Source organism: Exiguobacterium sp. s141, assembly GCF_018618085.1.
GTDB classification, from domain to species: domain Bacteria; phylum Bacillota; class Bacilli; order Exiguobacteriales; family Exiguobacteriaceae; genus Exiguobacterium; species Exiguobacterium mexicanum_A.
The window spans coordinates 71,348-88,629 of record NZ_JACSLJ010000002.1 but is presented as its reverse complement, the minus strand read 5'-3'; the positions used below and the strand labels follow the sequence as shown (position 1 = coordinate 88,629).

Annotated in this window: 17 protein-coding genes; 4 read left to right on the top strand and 13 right to left on the bottom strand. The window is 47.7% G+C overall.

What is annotated here, in order from left to right:
- Positions 1 to 187: 187 nt before the first annotated feature.
- The 8 genes from KNP74_RS04960 to KNP74_RS04925 all read right to left on the bottom strand — a co-directional run bounded on the left by KNP74_RS04960 (position 188) and on the right by KNP74_RS04925 (position 8,873).
- Entirely contained in the window at positions 188 to 595 is a 408-nt protein-coding gene (locus KNP74_RS04960) for a general stress protein (RefSeq protein WP_214763694.1), read from the bottom strand.
- Positions 592 to 1,401 (bottom strand): YsnF/AvaK domain-containing protein, encoded by an 810-nt coding sequence (locus tag KNP74_RS04955; protein ID WP_214763693.1) that lies wholly within the window; start codon positions 1,399 to 1,401, stop codon positions 592 to 594. The genes KNP74_RS04960 and KNP74_RS04955 overlap by 4 nt, the downstream gene beginning before the upstream one ends.
- 88 nt (positions 1,402 to 1,489) lie before the next feature.
- Positions 1,490 to 2,437, bottom strand: a complete 948-nt coding sequence (locus KNP74_RS04950; RefSeq protein WP_214763692.1) for a YsnF/AvaK domain-containing protein — start codon at positions 2,435 to 2,437, stop codon at positions 1,490 to 1,492.
- 248 nt (positions 2,438 to 2,685) lie between these two features.
- Positions 2,686 to 3,729, bottom strand: a complete 1,044-nt coding sequence (locus KNP74_RS04945) for a LacI family DNA-binding transcriptional regulator (protein ID WP_021066665.1) — start codon at positions 3,727 to 3,729, stop codon at positions 2,686 to 2,688.
- Positions 3,730 to 3,767: 38 nt separating this feature from the next.
- Positions 3,768 to 5,291, bottom strand: coding sequence for an alpha-amylase family glycosyl hydrolase (locus tag KNP74_RS04940; RefSeq protein WP_214763691.1), 1,524 nt, complete (start codon positions 5,289 to 5,291; stop codon positions 3,768 to 3,770).
- Positions 5,292 to 5,314: 23 nt separating this feature from the next.
- A complete protein-coding gene (locus tag KNP74_RS04935) occupies positions 5,315 to 6,148 on the bottom strand; it encodes a sugar ABC transporter permease (RefSeq protein WP_034776607.1) in 834 nt (277 codons plus the stop codon).
- A gap of 1 nt (position 6,149) precedes the next feature.
- Positions 6,150 to 7,502, bottom strand: a complete 1,353-nt coding sequence (locus tag KNP74_RS04930; RefSeq protein WP_052090084.1) for a carbohydrate ABC transporter permease — start codon at positions 7,500 to 7,502, stop codon at positions 6,150 to 6,152.
- Between the two features lie 105 nt (positions 7,503 to 7,607).
- A complete protein-coding gene (locus tag KNP74_RS04925; RefSeq protein WP_214763690.1) occupies positions 7,608 to 8,873 on the bottom strand; it encodes an extracellular solute-binding protein in 1,266 nt (421 codons plus the stop codon).
- 372 nt (positions 8,874 to 9,245) lie between these two features.
- On the opposite strand from KNP74_RS04925, the gene KNP74_RS04920 reads away from it, so the two are divergent.
- Both KNP74_RS04920 and KNP74_RS04915 read left to right on the top strand, forming a co-directional pair.
- Positions 9,246 to 11,030 (top strand): glycoside hydrolase family 13 protein, encoded by a 1,785-nt coding sequence (locus KNP74_RS04920; protein ID WP_214763688.1) that lies wholly within the window; start codon positions 9,246 to 9,248, stop codon positions 11,028 to 11,030.
- Positions 11,031 to 11,187: 157 nt separating this feature from the next.
- The gene (locus tag KNP74_RS04915) at positions 11,188 to 12,546 is read left to right on the top strand and encodes an MATE family efflux transporter (RefSeq protein WP_214763681.1); all 1,359 of its coding nucleotides are present in this window, start codon (positions 11,188 to 11,190) and stop codon (positions 12,544 to 12,546) included.
- A 199-nt stretch (positions 12,547 to 12,745) separates the two neighbouring features.
- Here KNP74_RS04915 and KNP74_RS04910 read toward each other — a convergent pair whose 3' ends face one another.
- The 4 genes from KNP74_RS04910 to KNP74_RS04900 form a co-directional block, all read right to left on the bottom strand.
- Positions 12,746 to 13,123, bottom strand: a complete 378-nt coding sequence (locus tag KNP74_RS04910) for a hypothetical protein (protein WP_214763678.1) — start codon at positions 13,121 to 13,123, stop codon at positions 12,746 to 12,748.
- Positions 13,120 to 13,470 (bottom strand): hypothetical protein, encoded by a 351-nt coding sequence (locus KNP74_RS04905; RefSeq protein ID WP_214763675.1) that lies wholly within the window; start codon positions 13,468 to 13,470, stop codon positions 13,120 to 13,122. The genes KNP74_RS04910 and KNP74_RS04905 overlap by 4 nt, the downstream gene beginning before the upstream one ends.
- A 179-nt stretch (positions 13,471 to 13,649) precedes the next feature.
- Positions 13,650 to 13,781, bottom strand: a complete 132-nt coding sequence (locus KNP74_RS15025; protein WP_256441338.1) for a hypothetical protein — start codon at positions 13,779 to 13,781, stop codon at positions 13,650 to 13,652.
- Between the two features lie 275 nt (positions 13,782 to 14,056).
- Positions 14,057 to 15,316, bottom strand: coding sequence for a helix-turn-helix domain-containing protein (locus tag KNP74_RS04900; protein ID WP_214763673.1), 1,260 nt, complete (start codon positions 15,314 to 15,316; stop codon positions 14,057 to 14,059).
- A 168-nt stretch (positions 15,317 to 15,484) separates the two neighbouring features.
- On the opposite strand from KNP74_RS04900, the gene KNP74_RS04895 reads away from it, so the two are divergent.
- Both KNP74_RS04895 and KNP74_RS04890 read left to right on the top strand, forming a co-directional pair.
- Positions 15,485 to 16,006 carry a hypothetical protein gene (locus tag KNP74_RS04895; RefSeq protein ID WP_214763671.1) on the top strand — a complete coding sequence of 174 codons (522 nt, stop codon included), beginning with the start codon at positions 15,485 to 15,487 and terminating at the stop codon, positions 16,004 to 16,006.
- Positions 16,007 to 16,009: 3 nt separating this feature from the next.
- Positions 16,010 to 16,615: a hypothetical protein gene (locus KNP74_RS04890; RefSeq protein ID WP_214763669.1), complete on the top strand. Its 606-nt coding sequence runs from the start codon at positions 16,010 to 16,012 to the stop codon at positions 16,613 to 16,615.
- Between the two features lie 296 nt (positions 16,616 to 16,911).
- Here the strand turns inward: KNP74_RS04890 and KNP74_RS04885 are convergent, their stop codons facing one another.
- A complete protein-coding gene (locus tag KNP74_RS04885; protein ID WP_214763668.1) occupies positions 16,912 to 17,256 on the bottom strand; it encodes a hypothetical protein in 345 nt (114 codons plus the stop codon).
- Positions 17,257 to 17,282 lie beyond the last annotated feature (26 nt).

The window sequence follows — 17,282 nt, the reverse complement described above, 5'->3', positions numbered from 1 at the left end:
TACAAGGCTACTCGTCATTAGACAATCGAATCATGCAACCGTTTGTCTATGAAAGCGCTGTATTTCAATCTCACCTTTCATTTTACACGACTCGCACGAGAATGCAATCGTTTGCATAAACTTTTTTTTACTTTTTGGAGCAAACAAAGAACCTACCACCTTTTCAAGAAGGCAGTAGGTGCTCTAGTCACTTGTCTTGGTCGCGCCCGAACGCCGCGTTCGCTTCGTGCCCTTCGAACGCCGGGTTGTTTCCGTCATTGAACCCCGTGTCCGGTTCATCGAGAATCAGGGCGTAGCCTCCGTTTAAAATATCTCCATACGCGCGGTTGACGTCGTCGTCAGCGAGACCGAGGTCCAGCAAGGCCCGCTTCACTTCCTCCTCGCCTTCCGCGACGCCAGTGAATTTCTGCATCCAGTTCGCGTTCGCTTCTTCCACTTTCGCATCGGTCTTCCGTTTGACGAGCGAGACATCGTCTTGATCTTTCGCGACGACGAACACATCACTTTCATCGTAACCTTCTTCGGTCAGTTGATCGATTTTGGCGACGAGGGCCGCCTCGTCTTGGTATGTGTCTACAAATCGACGTTTGCTCATCGAGTCTCATCCTTTCGGGTTGTCTGGTCATGAATCGTGACGTCGGCCTGGCCTACCTCGGTCACTTCAATTTCTTCTTTACGGAGCGTCTCCGTCATGGTTTTCACGTCTTCGGTCACTTGTTTCCGGACGATAATCTCTTCGACGACGACAGGACGTTTGACGATGAACGCCCGTTCCTCGATGACTTGAATCCGAAGATGGTCCCCTTCGTCGATCGTGCGAATGCCGGGCTGATTAAAGTCATAGTCCTCGAGCACGTCTTCTGACCCTGGTGTCCGCTCCACATGAACCTGTTCCTTGCGGACCGGGACTTCAATCTCTTGTTCGGTCTCCGCGACGTGTCGATTGATGACGACTTCTCCTGCTTGGACCGCTTGCTTCTCGATCGTCAACCGTTCCTCGTGTAAGGCGAGCGTCTGTTCCTCCGTCTTCGGCGCGGGTTCGGTCTTCGAACTCGTCGCATTAAACTGTTGTTCACTCCGGTCCGCGTCGACATAGAGGAAGAGTCTACCTTGTTCAACTTCTTTCGCAAAGCGGTCTTGTTGCTCTGACGTCAAGCGCATGCTTTTGAGCCAGCGTTCGATTGGCCGCTCACTCGACGTGACGAGCGAGGCGACCGTTCCCGGTTCATCGGTGACGAGAACATAGAGGTTCGAGTGACGGCGGACAGCGTCCGCCACATCGGCCCGCTTGACAAGGACGTACATGTCTTCTTCTTCATACCCTTCTCGTTTTAAATCGACCGTTCGATTAAGCAACGCATCGGGATGATCAAATACTTCTGAGATGATTGCATGTTTCATGGCGTTCGTTCCTCCTCTAGTCAATTGGCGAAAAAAAGGATGGTCCCTCAGAGAGAGCCATCCTTGTCGAGGTACTTAGTCAATCAGATTAGAAGCGGTCGCGCTCATCACGACGTGTATGGTCGCGGTCATGATCACGGTGGCGAAGGTCGTCTTCCCCTTCGACGTGCGCCTCTTCTTTACGTAACGTCTCACGTACCGTTTCTGTATCTTTCACTTTCTCTTTGCCGACGACGATTTCTTCGGCGACGACATCTTTCTTCGTCACATCGACGCGCTCTTCCGTGACCGGCACGCGAATCTCATCGCGGTCCGTTGTCGCATCGAATGAATGTCCTGTCGCTTCACGGTCCCCATCAACGCGACGGCGTTCGACGTAGACTTCGTCGCGCTCGACTTCGACATCGACACGTTCTTCGTGTTCGACGACATCTTTCTCGACGCGAACCTCTCCTGTTTGAACACGCTCTTTGTTCACTTGGAGACGCTCTTCATGCAATTCGAGCTTTTGCTCATCCGTCAAATCCGTGCGGTTACGAATGTCTTCATCCATATCGTTGAATCGTTCCGATGGAATACCAGTGCTTGAAGCTCCTGTCATCCCGACGTCACGTGCGGTCATGTTGCCTGCTTCGTTGCCTTCTGAACCGTAGCCAGCTGATGTGCGGCCACCTTCGAACGTCGAGTTACGACCGTCATCTAAGATGCCGTCGTTCGAGTCCAACAAGAGGACGAATCCACCGTTCTCGATGTCTTGACGGTGACGTGCTGTCTCTTCTTCTGAGAAACCGAGTTTATCGAACGTATGTCGAACTTCGTCTTCTCCGTCCGCGACTCCAAAGAAGCGATCAAGCCATGACGCTTTCGTTTCTTTTACTTCTGCATCCGTTTCGCCCCGAACCATCGAAAGGTTCGATTTATCTTTCACAACGACGTACAAATCGTCTTCGCGATGCCCCTCGGCACGAAGTTGATCAATTTTTGCCACGAGCTCTGACTCCTGATAGTAAGTGCCTACATAACGTTTGTTATCCATGATTGTATCTCCCTTTCACATTCTGTATTTTTTGGTTATTGGCTAGGCGGATTCGTAATGATCTGCCATTCGGCCGGTAATGTAGATATTCCCTTGCAACTCCGTTTCATGCATTTCTTTCATAATTGTAATCTGTTTGTAACGTCATGACTTTTGACCGATTGCTTTCGCTTCTACTATATGCATTGAGTATATGCATTGAGATTTTCCACAAAAAAAACCTTCCGCATGATACGGAAGGTTTGCACTCATTCAACGATTTCAGTCTTCTTTTTCTGACCGCACGACTGGCGGACGACCAAATAGTGCGGCACGATGACGCGTTTCCCGTAAGGTGGCGCGCTATCACCGATCTGTTCAATCAAACAGTTCGTCGCCTCGAAACCAAGGCCGAAAATGTTGATTTCGACCGAGGTGAGCGGCGGGTTCGAGTGTTCCGCGATGTAGACGTTGTTGAAACTGACGACGGCGACATCCTCAGGTATCTTAAGGCCCATCTCACTGAGCGTGCTGATGACACCGAGCGCCATCATATCGTCACTGACGACGACGGCTGTCGGTGGTTCCTCTAGTTGGAGCAACTCGCGCACGGCTTTGGCGCCGCCTTTCGTCATGAACTCGGCCCGGGCGATATAGTCTTCGCGAACCGGGATCCCTGCTTCCATGAGCGCCGTCGCATACCCGTTGCGCCGGTCTTGCGTGACCGCCAGTTTATCCGAGCCTCCGATGAAGGCGATGCAGCGATGGCCAAGATTGTATAGATGTTTCGTCACTTCTCGTCCGGCCAAATAGTTGTCCGTGTCGACGTACGTGATTGACGAGGCATCCCCGAACGGCTTCCCGACGACGACGAACGGGAATTTCGTCTGACGTAAGTATTGAACGACCTTGTCGTCTTCTCGTGAATACAAGACGATGACGCCGTCAACGCGACGTCCTTGCACCATCTCGATGACCCCGGACAATACTTCTTCTTCGGTCACACCCGTTGTCATATAGAGCGAGTAGCCATTTTGATGCGCTTTCGTACTGATCCCGCGTAACACTTCCGGGAAAAATGGATTTTGCAGCGTCTTCGTCGCCGCGCTCGGCATGACGAGACCAATCGACTGCGTCGAGCGGTTGGCAAGGCTTCGGGCGTGAATGTTCGGATGGTACCCGAGTTCTTCCATCGAACTGCGTACACGCTCTTTTGTTTTTTGACTGATACGCGGACTGTTGGCGATGACGCGAGACACGGTCGACGGTGCGACATTGGCGTGTTTGGCGACATCTTTAATCGTGATTTGCATGATGCTCCCCTTTGCTTCCGTTAGTTCAAAGTTCCCTATCACAGGGTATCCTCAGCTGCGCTCTTGCGACGCTTCCACATGACCAATCCAGTCAAGAAAATCGGGATGGCGACCACGAGTAGACCGATCGTCCACATGTTCACTTCCGATTCTTCAACGATGTAGGCGTTCGCACTTTCTCCTGCGAGTTTGATGGTGAACTTGCCACGGCTGTCCGTGACAAGTTGTGAGAACAAGAGACCACGAAGCCGTGTATCTTCTCCGACCTCGCTTACCTCGAATTCAATCTCTCTGTCCTCGGCGTTCATATTGATGGCGTACAGCGCGACATCTTCGCCGTCACGACGTTCAAACACGGCCATGCCGTCTTTCGAAGCGATCATCCGTTGTTCACCGGTCGCAAACACCGGGTATTCGGCGCGCATCCGGTTCATCGTCGCAACGTATTCATGGAGCTCTTCATTCCCAGGAAAATCGGTCATGACTCGGTTCGCGGGATCAGCCCCGCCCTTTTGTGCGTTCTCCGTTCCTTGGAAGACGATTGGCATCCCCGGTGACGCGTAAAGGGCGAACAATCCGAGGCGGAGCCTGCGTTCGGCCGACTCGGCACCACCTAGTTCCGCGACGTGCATGAAACGTTCGACGTCATGGTTATCGAGGAAGGTCGCCATTTGGTTCGGATCATTAAAGAACGTCTCGGCGTAACTTGCGGCCACGTCGATTTCGTCGACGTTCGCCGTCTTTTGCGTCATCGTCTTCGAGACGCGGTCATAAAACGTGAAATTGGTGATGCTGTTGAAGCCTAAGTCATCATACTCGGCGACATACTGCGGGTCCGGATCGAACACTTCGGCCAAGAGATAAAAATCTGGATCGACTTCACGGACCGCTTTGACGAAATCTTCCCAAAACGGCTTATCGACGTGGCGCACCGTATCGAGACGATAGCCGTCGATCCCGGTCTCTTCGATCCAATACGTGGCCGCCTCGAGCAAGTAGTCTTTCACTTCCGGGTCTTCGGTCTTAAAGTCGGGCAAATCGAACAGCCAGTGCGTCTCGACTTGTTCTTGATCGTTCCACAGCACAATCGGTAGCTCGTCATGGAACCAGTCTGGTTTTTCTTCGACCCACGGATGGTTCGGCCCGACGTGGTTGACGACAAAGTCGAGGATGACTTTCATATCCCGCTTATGCGCCTCATCGACGAGTTCCTGCAAATCTTCTTTCGTCCCGAATTGGGGATCGATGTCATAAAAATCTTTAATCCAATAGCCATGGTAACCGTCCGGCATGTTTTCAAACACCGGCGTCAACCAGATGGACGTGAATCCGAGCGACTCGATGTAATCAAGTTTTTCAATCACGCCTCGGATATCGCCCCCATGAAAGGCTTTCGGGTCATTCTGATCGACCTGGTCATTGTTGTCCGGATTCCCGTCAACGAACCGATCGACCATGATAAAGTACATGCGTTCCTGTTCCCACGATGCTGCTTCTTTCGCTCCGACGACTGTTGGAAACAAAAGAAGCGACAGAAGAACGAGCACGACGCCTCGCCTCATATCGCTTCCCCCTTAAGTGAGTATTATCCTTTCGTACCACCGGCAGTGAGACCCGAGACGAAGTAGCGTTGGAACATGAAGAACAAGAGAACGATTGGGAGGGCCGAAAGGACGGCGCCTGCCGCGAACAACGTGAAGTTGTTGTCGAACTGTCGAGAAATCATGTTGTAAAGACCAACCGCGAGCGTCTGTTTCTCTGGTGTCCGAAGGACGAGCGATGCCAAGATAAAGTCGTTGAACGGGCCCATGAAGTTGAAGAGGGCGATCGTTGCGACGATTGGCTTCGCGAGCGGCAAAATGATTTGCCAGAAGATACGAAGGTGACCGGCACCATCCATCCGAGCGGCTTCATCGAGCTCTTTCGGAATCGTATCGAAATAACCTTTTGCCAAGTACGTATTCATCGGAATCGCGCCACCGGCATACAGCAGAATGAGCGCTGTGTGCGTGTCGAGAAGACCGAGCATGTTGAGCAATACGTAGATGGCGATGATGGCGACGAATTGCGGCACCATTTGCAAGACGAGGAACAAGACGAGCGAGTTCTTCCGTCCGACGAAACGATAGCGCGAGAACACATAACCAGTGATCGTCACCAAGATGACAGCGAGCGCCATCGTAATGAAAGCGATTTTCAACGTGTTCACATACCATAAACTATAATCCGAAATCGTTAGATCAAACAAGTTTTTATAGTGAATGAACGTCGGATTTTCTGGAATGATTTTTGACGTGATGGTACGACCCGGGTTGAATGACGTCCCTACCACCCAAAGCATTGGATAGAGAATGATGATCGACGCAAGCGTCAAGATGACATAAGAGAACGCCAAATTGATTCGTTTTTGTTTTTTCATATCAAATCATATCCTCGTCTTTGAAAGATTTTGTCCGACGGAACTGGATGACGGCAAGTGTCATGATGAAGAATGACAAAATGAGCGTGATCGCAGCCGCAAGTCCGTATTGCGGGTTGGCTCCGAGAGACAATTTGTAAATCCATGAAATCAAGATATCGGTACCACCGGCAGTTTGTCCCGGTACAGCCGGTCCACCGCCGTTAAAGAGATAGATGATGTTGAAGTTGTTGAAGTTGAACGTGAACTGCGTGATGAGAATCGGTGCTGTTGCGAACAAGAGCATCGGTAACGTAATCAAGCGGAACTTGTCAAAGATGGTCGCACCGTCAATCGTCGCCGCTTCATATAAGTCGCCAGGGATCGATTGCAATACCCCAGTCATGAGCGTCATGATGAACGGGAAGCCGAGCCACCATTGAATCAAGATGAGCGCGCTGCGTGTCGCCGTCGGATCGGTCATCCAGTTGATCGGATCAAGTCCGAACGCTGGAAGGATCGTCGTGTTGAACACACCGAACGATTCGTTGAACATCGAACGGAAAATCAAGATTGTGATGAACGCTGGAACGGCCCATGACAAAATCAAAATCGAGCGGAACAAGCGGCGGAAGCGAAGGCCTTCTTGGTTCAAGAGGACCGCGAGGAAAATCCCGATCGCGATGACACCGACCGTCGAAGCGACCGTCCAGACGAGTGTCCAACCGAGAACGCCGACGAATGTGTCGCGCCAAATGTCGATTTCAAAAATTCGTGTGAAGTTCTCAAACCCAATCCACTCGACAAGTTTTGCCGGTGGCGCGTTGTTGTAACGATAGTTCGTGAACGCGATCAAGAATGTGAAAATGAGTGGTAATACGACTGTGAAAACGAGCAAGATGAGCGACGGGATCAACATCAAGTATGGGAATCCATGGTCGCGCAAGTTGCGGAGTTGCACTTGGAACGTTGGGACGTTTAGGTGCTGATCACGAATGCGACCGACTCGGTAGGCGTCACGAATGTTCCAGATGTAGAACGCGATTCCGAAGAAAAGTAAGATTAATGCGACAATCCCTTCTACCATCAAGAAGATGGAGTGGTCGTTACGAGGTCCTGCCACTTCGCCAAGCGTGATCAATCCCCAAAGGCCACCACGGTCGCCAGGTCCTGCGCCCGCTCCTTTGAAAAAGAGATCGTAGTTTACTGCAAAATAAGACATGATGACGATAAAGAAAGCGATCGCTTTCGCTTTTTGATTGTTATAGAATTGACCGGCTCCCGGAATGATCGAAAGTAATGCGGCGTTCCGAGCATGATTGGTCGGTTTTTCCGGACGTTGTTCCGGCGTTTTAGGGTTCGCGATTGAAGCCATCCTCAATTTCTCCTTTCAATTTGAGCAAATCAATCGAGCAAGCGTTTGCTCAATTCTAGAAAATGAGGGGGAACGCCAGTCGGCGTACCCCATCATTTCATATCCTTATTGGTTGTTTGCTTGGATTTGTTGCTCGATGACTTTAACAGCATCGTCAGCTGATTTTTGTCCATCTTGCTTGCCAGTCGCTACGAGCTGAAGCGCTTGTGCCATTGGCTCCCAAACTTGTCCCATTTCAGGAATGTTAGGCATTGGGATTGCGTTCGTTGCTTGATCGAATACCGCTTTCGCAACTTCGTTCGACGTGATTGTCTCGTTCGACTCGAGTGCTGCTACTGGTGGAATCTCGTTGTACGCTTCGAACATTTTCAATGCGTTCTCTTCGTTTGTAAGTTCTGCGAGGAACATTTCAGCCCACTCTTGGTTTTCTGTGTAAGCAGAAAGTGCGTATGTCTTCACGCCCATGAATGTCTTGATTGGCTCACCGTTTGGAAGTGTCGGCAATGCAGACGCTCCAAGGTTGACGCCAGCATCTTGGTAACCAGCTACGGCCCATGGTCCGTTCATGACTGTGTGTGCTTTCTGCTCAGTGAAGAGTTGGTCCATCGCTTGGCCGCCAGACTCGCCGATCAACCCTTTAGGGAAGAGACCTTCTTGGTACCATTTGCCGATGTAGTCGAAGCCTTCAACTGCGCCTTCGTTGTTCAAACCGATGTCTGATGGGTCGAGCGCGCCGCCGTCTTCTTTGAAGACGTAACCGCCGAAGCCAGCCACTACACCGTGTGCGAAGTAGAAGTTATCCCAAAGACCGAGGAAGCCGTACTCGCCTTTGTCTTTAAGATCTGTAGACAGCTTGTACAAGTCGTCCATTGAAGCAGGAGCTTCTGATACCAAATCCTTGTTATACATGAGGACTGGTGTTTCAACTGATTTCGGGTAGCCGTAAGCTTGTCCGTCGAACATGACAGCCGATTTCGAAGCGTCAGTGAACGCGTCAAGAGCGCCTTCGTCAGTAAGTGGAGCCAAGTGACCTTGGTCAGCGATCGTTCCGATTTGGTCGTGTGGTACGAGAACGATATCCGGACCTTTACCAGCTGGGCCATCAAGCGCCAACTTGTCTTTTTGATCCGTCATTTGGACTTCAACGACTTCAACTGCGACACCGTGTTCTTCTTCAAACGCCTTCGCAACTTCTTTCGTCGTTTCCGACTTTTCAATATCTTCCCAAATTACGATTTTTTCTGGCTTGTTCTCGTTAGTAGAACCGCCTTCGTTAGTAGAACTGTTGTCCGTACCGCCACCACATGCAGCAAGTGCACCGAAAGCGAATACTGCTGTTGAAAGTCCTGCTACCATTTTTTTCATCTTCATGATGAAAAACCTCCCCAAGGAATAGTATGGTCAGATTTGCGAAATCGCACCGACCTACTGATTTTAAACAACTCCGCTACAGAATCAGTAGGTTAGTGAAAACGTTTGCATCCTCACCTCAATTTTTATTATACAGTTGTGTAAGCGTTTTACAAGACTTTTTTTTAGGAATTTTTCCTGCTGTTGTCCCATTTATCTCTTTTTGAAGTTTTTCTAGGTGTTTTTCTTATAAAATGAGGAATCGAACGATTGACAAAATGTAAACGCTTTATTACCCTTTGCTTGAGCAAACGTTTTCACAACTATTGTTTCTTTTCTGAACAGACAGTGTAAAATGGTTATAACTCTTAATAGAGAAAGGAATTCAAACCCATGATCAAAGAAGCCATCTACCACCGCGCCATGTCACCTTTCGTGTACAAGTATGACCGAGAAACGATACATATTCGCTTCCATACGAAAAGAAATGATATCCAATCTGTTGACTTAATTTGGAACGACCCGTACGACTGGCACTCGGAAGACCCAGCCATGTGGAATTTCGACCCGGACAAGCCGAGCTTTTGGCGCACGTTCGAGACACCGATGGAAAAAATCGGCCATGATGATCAATACGACTATTGGTTCATCGCCATCAAACCGCCATTCCGCCGCCTCCGTTACGGCTTCCGGCTCCATGACGGCAATGAGACGGCCGTCTATACGGAAAAAGGTTGGTTCGAAGATAAACCGCTCGACGACACGGGCTACTATTTCTGCATCCCGTTCATCAACCCGGTCGACATCTTCCACGCCCCATCGTGGGTGAAGGACACAGTCTGGTATCAAATCTTCCCGGACCGGTTCGCGAACGGTGACCCTTCTAACGACCCCGAAGGTACGTTGCCGTGGAATAGTACCGAGCCGACGGTCACCAACTTCTTTGGCGGCGACTTCCAAGGAATCATCGATCATATTGACCACATCGTCGACCTCGGCATCACCGGCATTTACTTTTGCCCGATCTTCAAGGCAACGACGAACCATAAATATGATACGCTCGATTATATGGAAATCGATCCACAATTCGGGACGAAGGAGCAGTTCAAACAACTCGTCGATCTTCTCCACGAGAACGGTATCAAAGTCATGCTCGACGCCGTCTTCAACCATGTCGGGTACAACCACCCTTGGTTCTTAGACGTCGTCGAAAAAGGACCACAGTCAGAGTACCGTGACTGGTTCTATCTTCGCGACTTCCCGATTGAGACGACGCCGAAGCCGAACTACGACACGTTCGCGTTCGAGAAGAACATGCCGAAGATCAATACGGAGCACCCGGCGTTGAAAGCTTATCTATTAGAAGTGGCCCGCTACTGGGTCGAAGAATTCGGCATCGACGGGTGGCGGTTAGACGTGGCTAACGAGGTTGATCACGCGTTCTGGCGCGATTTCCGTAAAACGGTCAAACAAGCGAATCCGGATGCGTACATCCTCGGTGAGATTTGGCACGATGCCCAGCCATGGCTCAAGGGTGACCAGTTCGATGCGGTCATGAACTATCCGTTTACGAACGCGAGCCTCAACTATTTCGCGCTCGACCGGACGTCTGCTTCCGAGTTTCGCAATGAGTTGACACGCGTCGAGATGATGAACACGACGAACGTGAACGAAGTGACGTTCAACTTGATCGACTCGCACGACACCCCGCGCGCCCTCACTCGGGCAAAAGGGCATAAAGGGAAGTTCAAGTTGCTCATGACGTCGATGCTCACGTACACAGGAAGCCCATGCATCTATTACGGGGACGAGATCGGCCTCGAAGGCGAACAAGATCCGGGTTGCCGCCGTTGTATGCCGTGGGACGAAGCCGAAGAAGATCGCGAACTGTTCCGCTACGTGCAGAAATTGATTCGACTCCGCAAAGAGCATCCGGTGCTCGCGAACGGTGGCTCGTATCGTTTCAATCTCGTCGACGATGAGGATAACGCCCTCATCATCGAGCGTTGTACGAAAGATGAGACGTATTTGATATACTTCAATAACTCTGATTCCGTATCAAAACTTAATCCGCTCGGCCATACCGGAAGCGCTTACGATTTGCTGCGCGACCATGATGTAGACTCGCTCGAAGTCGAGCTCGCACCGTACAGCGCCACGATTTTAAAAATGAAATAAATTCCGTTTTGCACCCGTTTCGGCGGGTGTTTTTTTTGTTGAAAATAATTTGCCAAATCCCTTTCTTTTTCATTTCAAAAGGAGTAACATGACCCTTGTGATTTTGACAACGTAAATATTTCATATAGAGAATTGTAGAAACAAGGGAGAATACAACATGCCGACAAAAGACACCGAACAGCTCAGTTTATTTAAAATCTCGTGGCCGATTTTCATCGAACTCGCACTTCATATGGGGACCGGGATCATCGCCACGCTCATGCTCGCCCATTACTCCGATGCTGCCGCTTCCGCGGTCGGCGTCGCCAACCAAATCTTGAACGTCTTCTTAATCGTCTTCAGCGTGACCTCGGTCGGAGCGACCATTTTAATTGGTCAAGCGCTCGGTGCCAACCGGATGAAGAAGAGCCGCGATTTCGCCCGTTCTGCCGTCAGCTTGAATATGTGGCTCGGCGTGCTCATGGTCGCCGTCGTCTTTTTGTTCGGCGAGACGTTCCTTCGCTTGTTCGGTTTATCCGATGAGTTGTTCGACCACGGTTTGTTGTTCTTGCAAATCGTCGGGTTGTCGCTGTTCACTGAAGCGCTCATCATGGCGCTCAGTTCGGTTCTCCGGAGTCATGGGATGACGAAGCATGCGATGCTCGCGACGCTCCTGATCGATATCATCACAGCCATCGGAGCGATGCTCGCTGTCATGGGCTGGTTCGGTCTTCCGGTCACGGGTGTCGCCGGTGTCGCGTGGGCCATCGTCATCGCCCGCTTCTCGGCCATGGTCTTGTTATTTTGGATCGTCAAGAAGCGGCTCTTGCTCCGCTTCCCGCTCAAAGAATTGATTCGTCCGAAACGCGACGACATTCGTGCCTTGTTACAGATTGGCGTCCCATCGGCCGGAGAGAACTTGTCATATCAGTTCTCACAAATCATCATCACCGGTTTCATCGCTACGATGGGCGAGGCTTCCCTAGCCGCCCGGGTATATGTCATGAACTTGTCGATGCTGGCCTTCTTGTTCACGGTCGCTGTCGCCCAAGGGACGCAGCTATTGATTGCTCGTGACATCGGCGGAAAACGGTTCAAAGAAGCGTATACTCGTGCCGTGAAGACGTTGAAGCTCGCCATGTTCGCATCGCTCGTCGCGTCGCTCGGACTCGCCGTATTCGGCAAGTCGCTGCTCGGCCTGTTCACATCGAACCCAGACATCATCGCCGTCGGAGTGCCGATTTTATGGGCGACGCTCATTCTTGAGCCAGGTCGTGCCATGAACATCGTCTTGATGGGCTCGCTCAAATCGGTCGGTGACGTTCGCTTCCCGGTCATGATCGGGATCGCCTCGATGTGGGGCGTCGCCGTCGTCTTCAGTTATTTGTTCGGCCTCCAGATGGGACTTGGCGTCCTCGGAATTTGGCTCGCCTTCTCGCTTGACGAGTGGTTCCGCGGTTTCTTCGCCTTCCGTCGTTGGAAATACGGCACGTGGCAACAAAAAGGGTTCCAATTCGAACCGAAGCCTACTTCATAAATCGAGAAGGAAAACAGAGGAGCGTCATCCCAAACGGGACGACGCTCCTCTGTTCAAAATCATTTGAAGTTTTTCAGTGCCCTCCCATTGAAGAGTGTCTTTTCTCATTTGTTCACATGAACCGTTGACTGTGTTAGAAAACAAAACGGCTATTAGAGTGGGAAGGAGTCGGGCTCCTGGATAGATAGAACAGTTTTTTTTATGTATTGGGACGTCTTCTCTGAAATTCATTGTACACCGCATCGCCCGCTCGATAGCCGATAGTGTCTAGGACCATCAGAGTGGCTCCGTCGACTTTCTTCGGTAGATAGATGATTCGGATGCCGGCACGAAGTATCTTGATATAGACATAATCCGAATACTTCCCGTGGATCGGATTTGCAGTCCCATCTAGGGGCGCGAAGATGCCTTGACGGACTTGACGTTCGATATAGCCAGCAATCTCTTTATGGCGTCTTTCACGATAGAAATGATCGAGGTCACCTTCTGAGAAAGAGGTGACCTCGATTGTTACATCGTAATGAACTTTCATTTGCTCGAAGAATGTGAACCAGAACTTCTGTGCCTTGGCGATCATCGAAGGTCGCCCTCCTCTTCTTGAAGGGCAATCGGCATATAGATATCATCTTCATCGAGATCGACGTCCGGGACATCTTTTAACACGTAAGACTTGGATCCCAGCTCTTGACGACGTTCGAACTCATGGAAGACGGACGCATCGATGAATTTGTTAAACCGCTCCTCAAGGGCCATCAAACGTTCCGCGTTTGCGACAGACATGAGAACAATCTCTTCCTCTTCTCGAGGACTTCTCACCACAAAGACTTGTGAAGGATCATTCTGGATCGCGACTTTGACACGGGTGAATCCATCCTTACGCTTCAAATCTGTAGGGGTGAGCGTATTGCGATGTTCGATAATCATTGAATTGCCCCCTTTTAAAGCGTCACTTTAAGTGTCACTTCTAATGTACCTTGATTGTAACATGAATAATCGGGTCTAGCAAAGAAGACCTGCCGAGGAGGACGAGCGATTCCCACCCCTTAATTTTGGTGACCATGTTGTCCATAAATGCCAGCCAGCCATATCTGGTGCTGAAACGTTTAGTTGCCATCAGATTCATCTTTATACATTCCCGACCGCTTTCTCAACCTGACATGCTCGATCAACGCCTGCATCTTCGGGTTTAACTCGAGCTGACTGATCTGATGTTCGTTGAAGATGATTTTACTCATGGATGCGTTCCCCCGTCTGAATGAATAGGTTCATTATATCGATTCGACCGCACGCAAAAAAACCTGAATGCGCACTTTTGATCAAGTGTCTATCATTCAGAGTTCAGTTCACACTCCTTCATAGGGACGATTTTTAAATATTTATTTAGTGGGATGAATAGGATCAATTTTTTCAGGAAGGTGATTTTGTGACCCATTACTAACACTACCTTTTGCATCTATACTTGGTGAAAAACTGAAAACTGTCATAATTGTCATGATAATCAATATTTTTTTTACCATCTGATCATCTCCATAGATTCTTCATTTTGATGAAACGCTACTAATAATTTCTGATATTTAGAATGATTTTTATTTTTATAATAATCTAAGAGTTCCAAATATCTTTTTCTTATTTCAATATAAGAGTTTTCTTTCTCGATTAACCTTAAGTAATTAGTTTCAAGTAACCGATAATATTCTTTCTCATTTTTTTTACTCTTTAGAATCATTAAATCGGCATAAACCAAATATTTCTTATGAAGCTTACACTTTGAAGAAGTATTCTCGAAAGATGAAGTAAATTCTAAAATCTCTTCCTCTTGAAGATCGTTTAAATGGAGTTTGGTTTCCCACATAGCAAGAATCAAAAGACATCGATGTTCATTTTTAGTCGAAAAATATTCTTCGCAACTCTCAAAGACTTCAAATGCCTCTTCATATCGTTTTGCATTTTTCAAGAATATACCATAGTTATACCGCGTCTCGTGTAACATATTCTCGTTACGAAATTTTGATAGCATACGCAACAACTCAATATACTCTTTTTCTGCTTCTTTCATTAAACCCAATCTTGAGTAATTAATTGCCATAACCGACTTACAAGTTATCATTCTAGTGAAATTCGTCCCTTTACCAAAAGATTCATAGGCTTTATTCATATGAATTAAAGAAAGTGATGGACTGATGTTATAGCTGTAAATTAGACCTTTCTGGTAAAAATATTCTGCTTTGTCGTCACTCACTATGAGATCTTCATTTGATTCAGCGTATTCTGCAGCTTTCTTAGAGTCTTTATACTTATTCAAGAACGACATTTTTAAAACGACAAATTTACTCATGTCGGCATTGGACATTATCTCTAAATTATCAAGGTTGTATAAAAGAGATTCAGCCTTTTCATAATTTTTTTCGTTTAATTCATAGGCCAGTTGAGCCAATAGGTATCGATTCAAATAATCACTGACTATGTAATGTGACTCCTCCTTTTCCATCATTTCAAAAGTCGATTTCATTTGACTAACTTCACTGTAAGACCAATGGTAATAAAAGTCATCAATAAGTTTTACTAGTCTTTGATGCTGGTCTTTCTCAAAATCAATTTTTTTCCCAATTCTTTCGAGAAGCAGATGTAATGTCTCTTGATTAGGAAGGTACACACCTTTTTCGATTTTGCTTAAATGTGAGATAGAACATATCCCTGTTGCGACTTCTTGTTGGGTTTTCTTTGCTTTTATACGATTAAATCGGATGATATTCCCGATATATTTATGCAATTTAATCTCCTCCACCTCATATTATCCCAAATTTCAAATGGTAAATAAATGCTATATTTTGAATAAAGCTTAGTTCAAAAGTCAATTTTTTAATGTAAAGGAGACAATGATTTTTAGGATTTTTTATTTTCACCAGATTTTTCACAAAAAATATTGGAGGTTTTTTTAATGTTTAAGTCGAAAACAATTAAAATCTTAGGTTCACTAGCTTTGAGCGCATCGATTTTATCAGGAGTACCTAATTCAGTGTCAGCAGTAGAAAATGATGTGCCTATTTATGCCCCAGTTTACGATGGAACAGTATATCAATCCACACTCACTAATACATTAGTAAAGCTTCCTAAATGGACGCATATTGCTACAAAAACATCGTCTCTTGTAGACACAGTAAACTATGAGGTTTCTCGTCGTGTATTTGCTACTGGAACTCTTACAGGTGAAACAGAATTTAAAATTTTGCAAAATGGCCTAAAAGTAACAGCCGAGGTTTCTTATGGGACGGATACCACCACATCAACTAAATTCGCCTTTAATATTCCTCCAAAATCCACGCGTAAATTAGTTTATGGTAGCATCGGTGTTGATACCACAGGAAAATTAGTCACATACTCTAATGGTTTGGTATCAAGATCAAAAGCCGTTTCTGCAGACTACAGCCGTTACAGCTACTCTCAGAATCTTGCATACTGATATATGAAAAAGTATGTTGCTTTATACGTTTTAGCGAGTGCTTTAGTATTGGCATCATGTAGCGAAAACGATTCATCAAAGAGTACTTCTTTGGGTAAGGAGAAGTCTAACGAGAAAACTGAACAAACTACCCAGGATGTTTCAGGTACAACACAGTATGTATCTATTAATGAATACATCGATAGTATGGTAGCTCAACAATTTTCATTTATAAGTTTCGAAAAAGAAGTAGAAAACAATGAATTGATCACAACCGTAACGTTCTCAGTAGATAACATTCTAAGTCCAAAATTCACTTCTACTGAGCAACAGTTTTACTGGAGTGTTCAACTTCCAACTTCTCTTTTCGAAAAGGTCTCGGACGTACCTGAGCCGGTTATGTTTGTTTCTGTATCTGCGGAAGAGTTAACAAATAGTGAGCGAGAAAAATCTCGTTATGCTAACTTTTATCGGATACAACAACGATTTGAAGTCTCAGAAGAACACGTCGCGGAAGTAGAAGAGTTGATTCAAAAAAAGGACTCTGGATACGCATTTAAACTTCATGATGAAAATTATGAAGAAGCATTCGTATTTGTTGATTTAGAATCTTTTGTAAATATAGACTGATTATTCAACAGCAAAATAGATATTCTCAACAAAAGAATTCACTTCAATCCCGAAGAGAATTCTTTTTTTACTACGCGTACTTTAAAGAATTTAAATGGTGTTTTTGCGTGGCGTTAGACGCGCCCACGCTCGTGCTTTTGACGTTGTCCTTACGCTCCGTGCCTCCCGTCAGAAAGATCCAGGAACATAGAGATGCGGCGGTGAGCCAGCAGCTCTTGTTATCGGGCCGTCAGGGGGGCAGCGGTGCGATGAGCGACTTCGCCACAAGGCGTTAGACGCTCACGCATGAGCCCGGATCACCATTCCTTCTCCCATGCCCCGTCCTCAAAGACTCCCCAATCCTCGAAGCGATACGTGATGAGCCAATGGACATGCATCACTTCATATTCGAATACACCCTTGGGTATCTCTGAGACGACGAAACTGACGTCCCCATTCGCCACCACCCATGTCCCATATAGATACACAATCTTGATCGGACGCTCTTCTCCATCCAGATAGATCACCACACGGAAATAAGGCGAGTTCCGTCCTTCATCAAACCGTACGACCTTTTCGACGCAATGTCCTCTGTCGACGACACGCATCCACTCGGGATGTTCCATCAGTTCCAAGAACACCGTCCGGACGAACGGATCCAATCCCCCGAATGCATAGTCATCAAATA

Excerpts from the sequence above, each read along its gene's own strand:
- KNP74_RS04960 (WP_214763694.1), bottom strand. The coding sequence starts at position 595 with ATGAGCAAACGTCGATTTGTAGACACATACCAAGACGAGGCGGCCCTC.
- KNP74_RS04955 (WP_214763693.1), bottom strand. The coding sequence starts at position 1,401 with ATGAAACATGCAATCATCTCAGAAGTATTTGATCATCCCGATGCGTTG.
- KNP74_RS04950 (WP_214763692.1), bottom strand. The coding sequence starts at position 2,437 with ATGGATAACAAACGTTATGTAGGCACTTACTATCAGGAGTCAGAGCTC.
- KNP74_RS04945 (WP_021066665.1), bottom strand. The coding sequence starts at position 3,729 with ATGCAAATCACGATTAAAGATGTCGCCAAACACGCCAATGTCGCACCG.
- KNP74_RS04940 (WP_214763691.1), bottom strand. The coding sequence starts at position 5,291 with ATGAGGCGAGGCGTCGTGCTCGTTCTTCTGTCGCTTCTTTTGTTTCCA.
- KNP74_RS04935 (WP_034776607.1), bottom strand. The coding sequence starts at position 6,148 with ATGAAAAAACAAAAACGAATCAATTTGGCGTTCTCTTATGTCATCTTG.
- KNP74_RS04930 (WP_052090084.1), bottom strand. The coding sequence starts at position 7,502 with ATGGCTTCAATCGCGAACCCTAAAACGCCGGAACAACGTCCGGAAAAA.
- KNP74_RS04925 (WP_214763690.1), bottom strand. The coding sequence starts at position 8,873 with ATGAAGATGAAAAAAATGGTAGCAGGACTTTCAACAGCAGTATTCGCT.
- KNP74_RS04920 (WP_214763688.1), top strand. The coding sequence starts at position 9,246 with ATGATCAAAGAAGCCATCTACCACCGCGCCATGTCACCTTTCGTGTAC.
- KNP74_RS04915 (WP_214763681.1), top strand. The coding sequence starts at position 11,188 with ATGCCGACAAAAGACACCGAACAGCTCAGTTTATTTAAAATCTCGTGG.
- KNP74_RS04910 (WP_214763678.1), bottom strand. The coding sequence starts at position 13,123 with ATGATCGCCAAGGCACAGAAGTTCTGGTTCACATTCTTCGAGCAAATG.
- KNP74_RS04905 (WP_214763675.1), bottom strand. The coding sequence starts at position 13,470 with ATGATTATCGAACATCGCAATACGCTCACCCCTACAGATTTGAAGCGT.
- KNP74_RS15025 (WP_256441338.1), bottom strand. The coding sequence starts at position 13,781 with ATGAGTAAAATCATCTTCAACGAACATCAGATCAGTCAGCTCGAGTTA.
- KNP74_RS04895 (WP_214763671.1), top strand. The coding sequence starts at position 15,485 with ATGTTTAAGTCGAAAACAATTAAAATCTTAGGTTCACTAGCTTTGAGC.
- KNP74_RS04890 (WP_214763669.1), top strand. The coding sequence starts at position 16,010 with ATGAAAAAGTATGTTGCTTTATACGTTTTAGCGAGTGCTTTAGTATTG.